This is a genomic window from Sphingomonas sp. (assembly GCF_035714405.1).
Lineage (GTDB): Bacteria > Pseudomonadota > Alphaproteobacteria > Sphingomonadales > Sphingomonadaceae > Sphingomonas.
Map to the genome: position 1 here is coordinate 121,659 of NZ_DASTMA010000028.1, position 13,185 is coordinate 134,843.

Sequence of the window (13,185 nt, forward strand, 5' to 3'; positions counted from 1 at the left end):
CGGATGGACGCACTGGAACGCATCGCCGCCGCGCTCGAGCGGCTGTCGCCGCCGCCCCTCGCGCCCGCGGACCTCTTGGCCCATGCCGCCTATACTTGGCGCGCGGGACGGCTGCACCCAATCCTGCTCGAAGCATTGCCGCTGGATCGGCTGCTCGGACTCGATCGGCAGCGCGACGCGCTGTTCGCTAACCTGACGCGGCTGGCGCAGGGCCATGCCGCGCATGACATCCTGCTCTGGGGTGCGCGAGGCAGCGGCAAATCGGCGCTCGCCAAGGCGGCGGTGGCGGCGGTGCAGGGGGCGCATCCGGCCTTGGCGCTGGTAGTCGCGGGCGAGATCGGCGCGCTGCCGGCGCTGTTCGGAGAACTGGCCGGCCTCGCGCGACCGATGGCGGTGTTCGTGGACGATGTCGGGGTCGATGCGCCGGGGGACGCGCGCGCGCTGCGCTCGCTGCTGGAGGGCGGGGCGGAACCGCGGCCAAGGAACGCGCGGCTGCTGGTCACCGCCAACCGCCGCCACCTGCTGCCCCGCGACATGGCGGAGCAGGCGATCAACCCGCGCGACGCGGCCGACGATCAGCTGGCGTTGGCGGACCGGTTCGGGCTCAGCCTCGGCTTTCATGCGCTCGATCAGGACGGCTATCTGGCGATTGTCGCGCGTGATGCGCAGGCGCATGGATTGGCGTGGCAGCCGGCGGAGGCGCTGGAATGGGCGCAGCGGCGGGGGAGCCGATCGGGGCGTGTCGCGGCGCAGTTCGTCGTCGAGCTGGCCGGCCGGGCTGGGCGCTCGATCGGGTGAATGTTGAGAATGTTGAGTAAGTGATTGCGTCTCAACGTCCGCCGGTTCGCTAAAACTAGGTAACAGTAGGTAACGCTCGTGCGCGGCTGGCCGCCGCTCGAAGCGGCTGCCGGCGCTGTTGTTTCGGTGATGTCAAAGAGCCGGGCGAAGCTACCCTCGGCCGTGGCTTGTAGGACAGGGAAGTTTCGCTTCTGCCCTCCCGACGGCCGCCGGGGAGCGGTGAGCTGCAGGAGGGTGGTGAGCGGCTCAGCCCAGCGCCTCGACCTCCTCAGCCAGCTGGAGCCAGCGGAGTTCGGCGGCTTCCTTCTCGGCGCGCGCCTTGCCGATCGCGGCGGTGAGGCGGGCGAAGGCGCTGGGGTCGCGGACATAGAGGTCGGGATCGGCCAGCGCCTTTTCGTCGCGGGCGATGGCGCGGTCGATCTCGTCGATGCGGGCCGGCAATTGGTCGTAGTCGCGCTGGTCCTTGTAGGAGAGTTTGCGAGCGGGAGCGACGGGTGCCTTGGTCTGCGATTTCCGAACAGACCCTCCCCCAGCCCCTCCCGCTTGCGGGAGGGAAGCTTTGCGCTTGCGCTCCCAATCCTCGTAGCCGCCGGCGACGATGTCGACATTGCCGGTTCCGTCGAGCCCGACGGTCACCGTTACGGTGCGGTCGAGGAAGTCGCGATCGTGGCTGACGATCAGGACCGTGCCGTCATAGTCGGCGATCACCTCCTGCAAGAGGTCGAGCGTCTCCAGGTCGAGGTCGTTGGTCGGCTCGTCGAGCACCAGCAGGTTGGAATGGCGCGCGAACTCGCGGGCGAGCAGCAGCCGCGAGCGTTCGCCGCCCGACAGCGTGCCGACCTTGGCTTCAACCAGGTTGGAGTCGAACAGGAACTCCTTGAGATAGCCGTGAATGTGCTTCTTGACCCCCAGCACCTCGATCCAGTCGCCGCCGTCCGCCAGCACGTCGCGCACCGTCTTGTCGGGCGCCATCAGCTTGCGCTGCTGGTCGATGATGACGCCGTCGAGCGTCTTCGCGAGCTTGACCTCGCCGGTGTCGGGCGCGATCTCGCCCGTGAGGAGCTTGAGCAGCGTCGTCTTGCCCGCGCCGTTCGCGCCGACGATGCCGATGCGGTCGCCGCGGGTGACGCGCAGGGTAAAGTCGCGCAGGATGGTGCGGCCTTCGAACGCCTTGCTCACCCCCTTTGCGTCGATCACGGTTTTGGTGCGCACGTCGTCGCTGCCGATGGCGAGGTTGGCGGCGCCTTGCGACCCCATCATCGCGGCGCGTTCGGCGCGCATGTCCTTCAGCTTGGCAAGGCGGCCCTGATTGCGGCGGCGGCGGCCGGTGACGCCGCGCTGCAGCCAGTGCTCCTCGATCTTGAGCTTGGCGTCGAGCCGCTCGGCGTTGCGCTGTTCCTCGGCATAGACCTGCTCGGTCCACGCTTCGAACCCGCCGAACCCGACCTCGTGGCGGCGCAGCGTACCGCGGTCGAGCCACAGCGTCTGACGCGTAAGGCGAGTAAGGAAGGTGCGGTCGTGGCTGATGACCACGAACGCGCCGGTGAACCGCTCCAGCCAGCTTTCCAGCCAGGCGATGGCGACGATGTCGAGATGGTTGGTGGGCTCGTCGAGCAGCAGCACGTCAGGGTCCATCGCCAGCGCGCGGACGATGGCGGCGCGGCGGCGCTCGCCGCCGGACGCGGTGGCGGCGTCGCGGGTCAGGTCGATGCCGAGCTGATCGGCGATGGCGTCGGCCTCGTGCGCCGCGGGCGCGTCGTCGCCGGCGAGGACATAGTCGGCGAGCGTCGCGTGGCCGGCGAGGCTCGGCTCCTGTTCGAGCATGACGACGCGGGTGCCGGGCACGATGGTGCGGCGGCCCTCGTCGGCATCGACGGCGTTGGCGATCAGGCGGAGCAGGGTGGACTTGCCGGCGCCGTTGCGCCCGATCAGCGCCAGCCGGTCGCGGGGCATGAGGTGGAGGTCGAGATGGCGGAACAGCCAGCCGGAGCCCTGGATGATGCCGAGATGTTCGTATGCGAGGATGGGTGCCGCCATGCGCGGGCATGTAGGGGCGGGTTGCGCGTTGGTCACCCCGTTGCGCCAAGGTGATCTTCCCCGGCGAAGGTCTGGGCCTAGTGGCCTCCGTCATCGTGGAGAGGGCATCGCTTCATCAGAGCGCTCAGGGCAACTGGGCGCCGGCCTTCGCCGGGGAAGGTGCGAGGGGGCGACACACGCCGCCTGCCGGCCGGGCTTGCGTGAGTCAGCCCGACGTGGCCGCCTGCCACGCTTTTGCCCTATTCACAGTGGGTTCAAAGCGCCCTAGCTAGATGGCCCACATGTTGTTTGCGTTGAGTCTCCTCGCCCTGGCGGCGCCGATGCCCGACGGGCAGCGCGTGGCGCAGCATCGCGGCGACCAGTGGCACGTCTTCACGCAGCGGCGCGAAGGCCGCATGCTGCCGCTGCGCGAGATCGAGAGCCGGGTGGTGCCGTCAATGCGCGGCGCAGACTATATTGGCTTTGACTTCGACGGGGGCACCGGCATTTACACGCTCAAGTTCCTGCGCAATGGCGCGGTGATCTGGGTGGAGGTGGATGGCCGTTCGGGGCAGATCCTCGGCCGCACCGGGCGCTAGGGGAGCCTTTTCATGCGTGTCCTGATTGTCGAAGACGAGCCTAATCTCGGCCAGCAGCTCAAGAATACGCTGGAGGCGGCGGGTTACGCGATCGACCTCGCGACCGATGGCGAGGAGGGGCATTATCTCGGCTCGAACGAGAGCTATGACGCGGTCGTGCTCGATCTCGGCCTGCCGGAGATCGACGGGCTGACGGTGCTCGACCGCTGGCGTAAGGAGGGCAGGACCATGCCCGTGCTGGTGCTGACCGCGCGCGACAGCTGGTCGGACAAGGTGGCGGGGCTGGACGCCGGCGCCGACGACTATGTCGCCAAGCCGTTCCAGACCGAGGAGCTGATCGCTCGGCTGCGCGCGCTGATCCGCCGCGCCTCGGGCAACGCGTCGAGCGAGCTGACCGCGGGCGAGGTCCGGCTGGACACGCGCTCGGGCAAGGTCACCAAGGCGGGCGAGGCGGTGAAGCTGACCGCGCAGGAGTACAAGCTGCTGTCGTACCTGCTCCATCACAAGGGCAAGGTGGTGAGCCGGACCGAGCTGATCGAACATATCTACGACCAGGATTTCGATCGAGATTCGAATACGATCGAGGTGTTCGTTACCAGAATTCGCAAGAAGCTGGGGCAGGATGTGATCACTACGATCCGCGGGCTGGGCTATAGTCTGGAAGACCCGGACGCTTGAGGTTCGTGCCCTCGCCGCGTCCCTCTTCTTCCCCGGCGCAGGCCGGGGCCCAGTTTCGGGCTGCGTGGGGCCGGCGTGTAAACGTTCCGACTGAGTGCGTTGCAACTGGGCCCCGGCCTTCGCCGGGGAAGAGTTGAAGATCGGCGCGCGTCAGGTGACTGACCCTAATCAACCCACCAAGCCCACCGGTTCCCTTCAACGGCGGATGATCGGAATCGCGGCGCTGTGGATTACGGTGCTGCTGGCGGGCGGGGGCTATGCGCTCGACCGGGTGCTGACCACCGCGGTGACGCGTAATTTCGACGATCAACTGGAATATGTGCTGACCTCGTTGATCGTCTCGGCCGAGATCGGACCGGAGGGCGAGGTACTCAACACCCGCGAGCCGGCGGACCAGCGCTTTCTGGAGCCGGGGTCGGGGCTGTACTGGCAGGTCAGCGCCAGGGGGCAGGAGCCTTATCCGTCACGCTCGCTGTGGGATCGACGGCTGGCCTATGGCTCCGCGCATAACGACACCGCCGTCCACTCCTATGACAGCGGGCAGTTCGCGCCCGAGAAGTTGCGCGTCGTCGAGCGCGACGTGACGCTGCCGGGTTCCGCACAGCGCTGGCGGTTTCAGGTGGCGGAGAGCCGCGACGGGCTGGACGCGTCGATCGCGGTGTTGCGGCGCACGCTGCTGCGCTCGTTCGCGCTGCTGGCACTGGGGTTGATCGTGCTCGCGGCGCTGCAGACGGTCTATGGCCTGCGGCCGTTGCGCAAGGTGCGCGAGGAGATCGCGCGGATGCGCAGCGGGCGGACGAACCGGGTGTCCTCGGCGATGCCGATCGAGGTCGCGCCGATGGTCGACGAGCTCAACGCGCTGATCGCGCACAACGAGCGGCAGGCAGAAGAGGCGCGGCGGCATGCCGGCAACCTCGCGCATGCGCTGAAGACCCCGCTGACCGTCATCATGAACGCGGCGACGGCGGGGGCGGACGATCTCGCCGACACGGTGGTCCGTGAGGCACGGACGATGCGGCGGCAAGTCGACCATCATCTCGCCCGTGCCAGGGCGGTGGGTCGGCGCGGGTCGGCGCATTCGCGCGCGGCGGTGTGGCCATCGGTCGAATCGGTCGAGCGCGCGGTGGCGCGGCTGTACCGCCATGTCCGCATCGACGCCGAAGGGTCGAAGGACCTGCAGGTTCATGTCGAGCGGCAGGACCTGGACGAGATGCTCGGTAACCTGGTCGAGAACGCGGCGAAATATGGCGGCGGCAGCGTGTTCGTGACGGTTGGCGCGCAGGCGGGATTCGTGGAGATCCTGGTCGAGGACGACGGCACCGGCATCCCCGAGGAGGAGCGGGTGCGCATCTTCGATCGCGGCGTCCGGCTTGATACTGGGAAGCCGGGGACGGGGCTGGGGCTGGCGATCGTGCGCGACGTGGCGGAGATCTATGAGGGCACGGTGTCGCTGGAGGAGAGCGAGGATCTGGGCGGGCTGCTGGTGCGATTGCGGTTGCCGGCGGCGAGTTAGGGGGCAGCTTGCTCGCTCTTCTGCGGCAGAGGCCGGGGTCCAGCTTTGGGCTGCTCAGTGGCGTCGGGGGCATCCCCTCCTACCAAGTGCGTGGCGACTGGGCTCCGGGCCTCCGCCGCGGAAGATGTTGTATTCGTTCCGCCTAGCTCTTTGTCCGGCGCAAGCGTCCCCGCCACAGGCCCTTGCCGCTGAACGGCTCGAACATTTCGTCGGGGTTCTCGGGATCGAGCACCTCGTTGTCGGCGAGCCATTTCTCGACCGCCGGCAGATCGGGCACCTCATAGGGGCGCAGCGAGCGGCCGGGGCCGCGGAGCTGCTCGACGGTGGCGATCAGCGAGCCGGTCTCCTGCAGCAGCGCCGTGACGCGGTCCGGGGTCGTGCCGAGGTGCTCGGCGAGCAGGTCGTCGCGGATCGCGTCGATGCGGGGGCTCACCGGCCGGTCCTGCAACGCGGCATCGATCACCACGTCGCACTCGGTGTCGAGCCTGAGCGAGCGGTTGTTCATGTTCGCCGAGCCGACCCGCAGCGAGCAATCGTCGACGATCGTGATCTTGGCATGGACATAGATCGCCTCGCCGTCGGCGGTGAACGGATGGTAGAGGCGGAAACGGTCGTGCCGATCACGGCGACGGATCGCCTCCACCAGCCGCGCGCGTGCCGTGTCCATCGCGATCGGTTCGAGCCAGCCCTGCGCGGTCAGCGGATTGACGACGACGATTTCGGGACCGTCGGGCTCCTCCAGCCGGCGCGCGATCGCCTCCGCGATGCGGCGCGAGGCGAAATACTGGCTTTCGCAATACAGCCAACGGGTCGCCGCCGCGATCTGCGCCAGAAACAGCCGTTCGACCTCGTGAATCGGCGAACAATCGTCCATCTGCGGCTCGGTGCGCGCGATGCCGACCTGAACGTTCTCGAAGTCGACCTCCAGGCCCGTCGGCCAACCATCACCCGGAACATCGAGCGCGGGCAGTTCGCCGCCGCCCGCGAGCGACCAGCGCCGCTGCGCGGTCTCCGCCACCGCGCGCGCGGCCTCGCCGGTGACGGCGGTGGTGGCGTCGTGCCAGGGCTTGTAGGGGCGGCCGCCGGGGCGCTTGCGGCCGGGATCATGGTCGCGATGGGCGCGCGTATCCCAGCGATCGCCGGTCATGTCGATGCCGCCGCAAAAGGCGAGGCGATCGTCGATCGAGACGATCTTCTGATGGTGCGACGCGGCGTGCGGGTGGTGTCCATCGAGCCGCACGGTGATGCGCGGGTGGCGCATCCACTTGAGCAGGGTAAAGGCGGTACGGCCGCGGAACAGAGACTTCACAGCACCCAGGTCCCAGCGCAGCAGATAGAGGTGGAGGTCGGGATTGCGCTCCACCAGCCAGTACAGCAGGTCGCCGACCTGCTTGGGCCCCTCGCCGTCCTGGCTGAGCACGATGCGCGCGTCGAAATCCCAGCCGACCAGCAGGATGCGGCGTTCCGCCTTGAGCAGCGCGTCGCGGGCGAGCGCGAAATAGCGGTCGGCATCAACGATCACCGCCATGCGATCGGCGCGGACCACGCGCCAGACATTATCGCCCGCTTGCAACATCGGCGCGCTCGTTGCGCGACTTGGGCGCCGCGCGCAAGCACGGGGCAACCCAGGTTAGGGCAGGCGTTGAGCAAGCTGCTTCAATCCCTACCAAAGTTTTTGGCCGCCCCCATGTTGGCGCAATGACTTACCCGTATATCCTCGCGCTCGGCGACAGCCTGACCGCCGGCTACGGCCTGCAACCGCACGAATCCTTTCCCCGCCAGCTGGAGGTGCTGCTGCGCGAGCGGCATCCACAGGCGACGGTGGTCAATGCCGGCGTCTCGGGGGACACCAGCGCCGGCGGACTGGCGCGACTGCCGCGAGTGCTGGCGCGGCTGTCGGCGAAGCCGGACCTCGCGATCGTCGAACTGGGGGCGAACGACCTGCTGCGCGGCATCGCGCCGGAGCGGATGCGCGACAATCTGGATGCGATCCTGCGCGAGCTTGGCCGGTGCGGCATCCCGGTGCTGCTCGCCGGCATGTGGGCGCCACCCTTTCTGGGCGCGTTCGCAGAGCGTTACAACGGTGTGTTCCCTGCGCTTGCGAAGGCGCATGGTGTGCCGCTGTACCCGTTCTTCCTCGCCGATGTGGCGGGCGATCCGGCGCTGACCTTGCGCGATCGGATTCATCCGAATGCGGAGGCGATCGGGATCGTTGCGAGACGGATCCTGCCGCATGTGGAGCGGGCGCTGGCGGTCGCGCAAGCCAGGGCGGCTTGAGGAGGACGTTAGGGTGACCTGTTCCGCGGGCGCCGGGCAGGTTGCTGGGTTCAGGCCGCGAGCTTCATCGCCTGCATCGCCTGCGCGGTCAGCGTCAGGCTGCGCTTGCGGGCTGGGTGGTCATAGATGCTGCTTGCGACCATCACCTCGTCGACCCCGGTGCGCGCGACGAAAGCAGCGATGCCGCGCGCGACCATGTCCGGCGTTCCCACTGCCGAGCATTGCAGGACATGGTCGAGGATCGCGGCGCCTTGCGCGCCGAGGCTGTCGCGATAGCCGAGGACAGGTGGGGGCAGCTGGCGCGGATTGCCCGTGCGTAGTGCTACAAAAGCCTGCTGCTGGGACGAGGCGAGGAGCTCCGCTTCCTCCGCCGTGTCGGCGGCGAAGACGTTGAAGCCGGCCATCGCATACGGCCGCTCCAGCTGCTCGGATGCCCGGAAATCGCGACGATAGATCGCCATCGCCTGGTCGAGCGCGTCGGGTGCGAAGTGCGACGCGAAGGCGAAGGGCAGGCCGAGCATGGCGGCGAGCTGCGCGCCGAACAGGCTGGAGCCGAGGATCCACATCTCGGGCTTGGCGCCAGCGCCGGGAGTCGCGACGATGCCCGTCCTGCCGTCGTCGGCGAAATAGCTTTGCAGCTCGACCACGTCGCGTGGGAAGTCGTTGGCATCGCTCGCCAGTGTGCGCCGGAGCGCATGAGCGACGCGCTGGTCCGACCCAGGGGCGCGGCCGAGGCCCAGGTCGATGCGGCCGGGGAACAGTGCGTCGAGCGTGCCGAACTGCTCGGCGATTACCAGCGGTGCGTGGTTGGGGAGCATGATACCGCCGGCGCCGATCCGGATGGTGCTGGTCGCGGCGCCGACATGTGCGAGCACGACGGCGGTGGCGGCGCTGGCGATGCCGCGCATGCCGTGATGCTCCGCGCACCAATAGCGGGTGAAGCCCTGCGCCTCGGCATGGGCGGCGAGATCGGCTGCGTTGGTCAACGCCTGGGAGACAGTGCCGCCCTCTACCACGGGGACGAGATCGAGAAAGGCGAGCTTGGTCATGCCCACCATGTGGGGAGTCAGAAGCCGCGTGACCAGCGAAGCGCCGCGCCGATGTCGTCGGGCATCGCGGCGACGTTGCCGGGATCGCGGCGCCAGTAGAGATTGGTCTCCATCGCGCCGCCGGCGAGCGGGAAGAGGTAGCGCGCCTCGACATCGAGCGCACGGCCGGTGGGGGCGAGGTTGAGACGCTGCGTGGTGTAGGTGCTGACGCTGCGGCTGGCATAATCCCACAGCGTCGGCAGCGTCAGGTCGAGCCCGCCGCCAGCGACGCGCAGCGGCTGGGCGATGCGCAGGCCGAAGCTGTCGCGGCCGAACACGCCCGCCTTGCCGATGTCGGCCGACCACGCGTTGATGCGCAGGCGGCCGGTGCCGGTGAGGCCGTGGAGGTGCGCGGTCGTCCAGCCCTGGCGGAGATTGCCGCCCAGGGTCCAACCGCCGCTGTCGAAGCGCGCGCCGACATCCGCTAACCAGCTGGTCGCGCCGGGGCTGCCGAAGGCGGGGCCGAGCCGGCTGCCGAGCAGCGTGTCGCGCTCCGCCATGCGCGTCATGGCGGCGGTGGCGGTGACCGGCCCAATGCGGCGGTCGAGCGCGAGCGCGAAGCGGTCATAGGGGCTGCGTTGCCACGAACGCATGGCGGGGAGCGCACGGTCGCGGGGCGAGAGTATGTCGCCAGCCTCGGCGGCAGCGGTGACACCCCAGCCGCCGAGCCGATGGCGGACGGCGGCAGCGGACGTCGCGGTGGCATCGAAGCCGGTGTCGCCGCGCGCCACCAGGAATGCCGGCTCGGCCGCGCCGCCGAGCTGCGCCGTCAACGCCGCCGCGCCCTGGCGAAAGCCCAAGGCGACACTGGTCCTGCTGCCCAGCCGCTGCGCGACCGAACCGGCGATGGCGCGCGCTGCGTCGGCATCGCGGCCGGTGAGTCGTGTGGCCGCCAGCGCGGCGCCGGTCCGGGTCGGTGCGAGCGTCATCGCCACCGCGGTGCCGCCGATCGCGATGCTGGTCTGGCGCGTGTTCCCGAGCAGGGCAGGGGCGAGCGCGCGGGCAGGGCCGGAGCGCGTCAGGCTTTGCGCCAGGTCAATCGCGAAGGCACGTTCGAAGCCGTCCAGGATCACCGCGCCCACCCCAGCGGAGCGCGCGTCACCCATCGGCGCGGAAGTCCAGCCATTGCTGCCGCCGGTCGATACCGCAGCGGTCGCACCGGCCACCGTGGTAGCGCCGACCGGCTGAAAGGCGCGAGTGAGGTCGAGGATGCCCCGGCCGTAGATCGCGTCGGTCCCCGGTGCGCCGACGTCGCGCGCGGTGGTGAGCAGCAGCGTCACGATCTGTGCGCCGGTGAGGTTGGGGAACGCCTGCGCCAACAGCGCCACCGCGCCGGTGATCTGTGGCGCGGCGAACGAGGTGCCGGACCAGAGCCGTGGCGTACCCGCCTCGTCGGGCGCGCGGACGCGCTCGCCGACCGCAGTCAGATAGGTGGCGGCGCCGGTGCCCGCCTTGTCGCTGAAGGAGGAGATCGCGCCCTCCGCCCCGACCGAGCCGGCAACGATCACCGCGCCCCTCGCATTGGGCGTGTTGGCGACGTTGGTGAAGGGATCGGGATTGTCGGTGCCGTCATTGCCCGCCGCGATCACCACGACAATGCCGGCGGCGGTGGCGCGACCGATCGCCTCCTGCAGTGCGACCGGCATGTCTGATCCGCCGAGCGAGATGTTGACGACGCGGGCGCCGGCGGCGCCGGCGGCGTCCACCCCCTGCGCAATCGCGTTGGTGCCGAAGCGGCAGCCGCCCTCGGTCTCCTCGGTATCCGGCGTTGCGCAACTGCCCGGACGATCGACGCGCAGCGCGATCACCGTCGCGCCGAACGCCACGCCGTGCGTACCGGCGGCATTGCGGCGGCCGGCCGCCGTGAAGGCCACCGCGGTGCCATGGCCACCCTCGTCGTCGATCGTCGTGTTGCCGGCGAATGCCTGCGAAGCCCCGGACAGCCGGCCCTCGAACTCCGCGCTGGACAGGTCGATACCGCTGTCGATCACCGCCAGGCCAACGCCCGCGCCCGTCGCACCGGCATTGTAGGCCGATAGGGCGCTCATGCTTACCGCGCCGACCGTGGCGCGATATTCCGCCGTGTCGTTGGCGACCGTGGAGGTTGGGGTGGGTGTCGGCGTCGGGGCAGGAGGTGGCGTGGGGGTCGGTGGAGGAGGTGGCGCCGGTGTGGCGGCGATCGGCGGTGCCGGCGTGCTGTTGACGCCGCCGCCGCCGCACGCGGCGAGCGTTACCGAAACGCTCATCGCCGCGCCGCGCAGCAGCCACGTCCGGGTCGACATCGCCCCGCAACTCCTTAAAAGATGGAAGAACTTCCTACGAAGCCAAGGGTTTACGCTATGTGAACGCGCCATACCAGCGCGGGTTGCCCGCTTGCCAAGCTAATCCTACAGCCACGGGCGATGCCGCCGGCGCTCACCCATGTCGAAACGTGGATCTTCGATCTCGACAACACGCTGTACCCGGCGCGGGCCAATTTGTTTGCCGCCGTCGACCGGCGGATGACCGACTACATCGTGCGGCTGCTCGGCCTCGACGCGGCGGCGGCGCGGGCGCTGCAGAAGGGGTATTTCCACGCGCACGGCACGACCTTGGCCGGACTGATGGCGGAGCATGGCGTCGACCCGCACCATTTCCTGACCGACGTCCATGACATTGAGATGGACGTGCTGGAGCATGACGCGCCGCTTGCCGCCGCGATCGCGCGGCTGCCGGGGCGCAAGCTGGTCTTCACCAATGGCGATGCACCCTATGCCGCACGCGTGCTGGAGCGGTTGGGGCTCGGCGCAAGCTTCGAGGCCGTGCACGACGTGCATGCGATGGCCTTGCGGCCAAAGCCGGCGGCGTCGGCCTATGAGGGCCTGTGCGCCGCGCATGGCATCGCTCCCGGACGGGCGCTGTTCGTCGACGACATGGCGCGCAACCTGGCGCCCGCCAAGGCGATCGGGATGACGACGGTATGGGTGGATAACGGCAGCGAGCAGGCGCCCGGGTCGGAGCGGCACTTCATCGACTATACCGTCGCGGAGCTCGGCCCGTGGCTGCACGACATCTTGGAGGACGCATGAGCGAGGATCTGGTTGGGACGATCGATGCGGCATGGGAGGATCGGGCCAAGCTGACGCCCGATAATGACGGGCAGGTGCGGCTCGCGGTCGACCGCGCGCTGGCGATGCTCGATGCCGGCACCGCCCGCGTGGCGGAGCCGGACGGGTCGGGCGGCTGGCGGGTCAACCAGTGGCTGAAGAAGGCGGTGCTGCTCTCCTTTCGCCTCCACGACAATCGCGTGATGCCCGGCGGCTTCGACAAGGTGGCCTCGAAATGGGCGGGCTGGGGCGAGGCCGAGTTCCGGGCCGCCGGCTTCCGTGCGGTGCCGGGCGCGGTAGTCCGGCATGGGGCCCATGTCGCTGCCGGCGTGGTGCTGATGCCGAGCTTCGTCAATATCGGCGCCTATGTCGATGAAGGGACGATGGTCGATACCTGGGCCACGATCGGCAGCTGCGCGCAAATCGGGCGCAACGTCCACATTTCGGGCGGAGCCGGCATTGGCGGAGTGCTCGAGCCGCTGCAGGCGGGGCCGGTGATCATCGAGGATCATGCCTTTATTGGTGCCCGATCGGAAGTGGCCGAGGGCGTGATCGTGGAAGAAGGCGCGGTTCTTTCAATGGGGGTGTTTCTCGGCGCCTCGACCAAGATCGTAGACCGCGCCACCGGCGAGGTGATGATCGGCCGGGTGCCGGCTTATTCGGTGGTCGTTCCCGGAAGCCTTCCGGCCAAGGATGGCGGACCCTCGCTCGGCTGCGCCGTGATCGTGAAGCGCGTCGATGCCCAGACCCGTTCGAAGACCAGCATCAACGAGCTGCTGAGGGACTGATCGAGCGTGCCTCCTCGATCACCGCGGCGGCCCTTGGGCTCGTCCAATCTTCCCTTCCCGTGATCCGCCACACTTCCTGGCCTTGGGAGTCGTAAAGAATGGTCGTGGGAAGCGTATCGACTTTGAGGGCAGACATCATGGAAAGCTCGGCATCGATGTAGGGCTCGAGCTTGGCGAACTTGCGTTCTGCGAAAAAGGCGTCGACCTTCTCCTGGCCGTTCATGTCCTGGCTGAGCGCAAGCACCTGGACGCGCGGGTTCCGAGCGGCGAGCGCGTCTAGGCTGGGCATCTCGACCACGCAGGGGCCGCACCAGGTCGCCCATAGGTTGACCAGAACCGGCT

At 69.0% G+C, this 13,185-nt stretch carries 12 protein-coding genes; 7 read left to right on the plus strand and 5 right to left on the minus strand.

What is annotated here, in order from left to right; translation table 11 throughout:
• Positions 1-3 precede the first annotated feature (3 nt).
• Entirely contained in the window at positions 4-798 is a 795-nt protein-coding gene (locus tag VFQ64_RS15490) for a DUF815 domain-containing protein (protein WP_325104248.1), read from the plus strand.
• Positions 799-1,044: 246 nt separating this feature from the next.
• Here the strand turns inward: VFQ64_RS15490 and VFQ64_RS15495 are convergent, their stop codons facing one another.
• Positions 1,045-2,835 (minus strand): ABC-F family ATP-binding cassette domain-containing protein, encoded by a 1,791-nt coding sequence (locus VFQ64_RS15495; RefSeq protein ID WP_325104249.1) that lies wholly within the window; start codon positions 2,833-2,835, stop codon positions 1,045-1,047.
• Between the two features lie 281 nt (positions 2,836-3,116).
• Between VFQ64_RS15495 and VFQ64_RS15500 the strand changes: the two genes are divergently transcribed.
• From VFQ64_RS15500 to VFQ64_RS15510, 3 genes are all read left to right on the plus strand, one after another.
• Positions 3,117-3,413 carry a hypothetical protein gene (locus tag VFQ64_RS15500; protein ID WP_414712908.1) on the plus strand — a complete coding sequence of 99 codons (297 nt, stop codon included), beginning with the start codon at positions 3,117-3,119 and terminating at the stop codon, positions 3,411-3,413.
• 12 nt (positions 3,414-3,425) lie between these two features.
• A complete protein-coding gene (locus VFQ64_RS15505) occupies positions 3,426-4,091 on the plus strand; it encodes a response regulator transcription factor (RefSeq protein ID WP_325104250.1) in 666 nt (221 codons plus the stop codon).
• A 205-nt stretch (positions 4,092-4,296) separates the two neighbouring features.
• The gene (locus tag VFQ64_RS15510) at positions 4,297-5,604 is read left to right on the plus strand and encodes a HAMP domain-containing sensor histidine kinase (protein WP_325104251.1); all 1,308 of its coding nucleotides are present in this window, start codon (positions 4,297-4,299) and stop codon (positions 5,602-5,604) included.
• Positions 5,605-5,746: 142 nt separating this feature from the next.
• On the opposite strand, the gene VFQ64_RS15515 is transcribed toward VFQ64_RS15510, so the two are convergent.
• Complete coding sequence (locus VFQ64_RS15515) at positions 5,747-7,180, minus strand: phospholipase D-like domain-containing protein (protein ID WP_325104252.1); 1,434 nt, start codon at positions 7,178-7,180, stop codon at positions 5,747-5,749.
• 122 nt (positions 7,181-7,302) lie between these two features.
• Between VFQ64_RS15515 and VFQ64_RS15520 the strand changes: the two genes are divergently transcribed.
• Complete coding sequence (locus VFQ64_RS15520) at positions 7,303-7,881, plus strand: arylesterase (RefSeq protein ID WP_325104253.1); 579 nt, start codon at positions 7,303-7,305, stop codon at positions 7,879-7,881.
• A 50-nt stretch (positions 7,882-7,931) separates the two neighbouring features.
• On the opposite strand, the gene VFQ64_RS15525 is transcribed toward VFQ64_RS15520, so the two are convergent.
• Complete coding sequence (locus VFQ64_RS15525) at positions 7,932-8,930, minus strand: LLM class flavin-dependent oxidoreductase (RefSeq protein ID WP_325104254.1); 999 nt, start codon at positions 8,928-8,930, stop codon at positions 7,932-7,934.
• Between the two features lie 17 nt (positions 8,931-8,947).
• Positions 8,948-11,251 carry a S8 family peptidase gene (locus VFQ64_RS15530; RefSeq protein ID WP_325104255.1) on the minus strand — a complete coding sequence of 768 codons (2,304 nt, stop codon included), beginning with the start codon at positions 11,249-11,251 and terminating at the stop codon, positions 8,948-8,950.
• A 120-nt stretch (positions 11,252-11,371) separates the two neighbouring features.
• On the opposite strand from VFQ64_RS15530, the gene VFQ64_RS15535 reads away from it, so the two are divergent.
• Together VFQ64_RS15535 and dapD are read left to right on the plus strand one after the other, a co-directional pair.
• Entirely contained in the window at positions 11,372-12,037 is a 666-nt protein-coding gene (locus tag VFQ64_RS15535; protein WP_325104256.1) for a pyrimidine 5'-nucleotidase, read from the plus strand.
• Positions 12,034-12,843, plus strand: coding sequence for a 2,3,4,5-tetrahydropyridine-2,6-dicarboxylate N-succinyltransferase (gene dapD / locus VFQ64_RS15540; RefSeq protein WP_325104257.1), 810 nt, complete (start codon positions 12,034-12,036; stop codon positions 12,841-12,843). The genes VFQ64_RS15535 and dapD overlap by 4 nt, the downstream gene beginning before the upstream one ends.
• Here dapD and VFQ64_RS15545 read toward each other — a convergent pair.
• A partial coding sequence (locus VFQ64_RS15545) for a TlpA disulfide reductase family protein (RefSeq protein ID WP_325104258.1) occupies positions 12,821-13,185 on the minus strand: 365 nt, incomplete at its 5' end. The two genes, dapD and VFQ64_RS15545, sit on opposite strands and share 23 nt — an antisense overlap.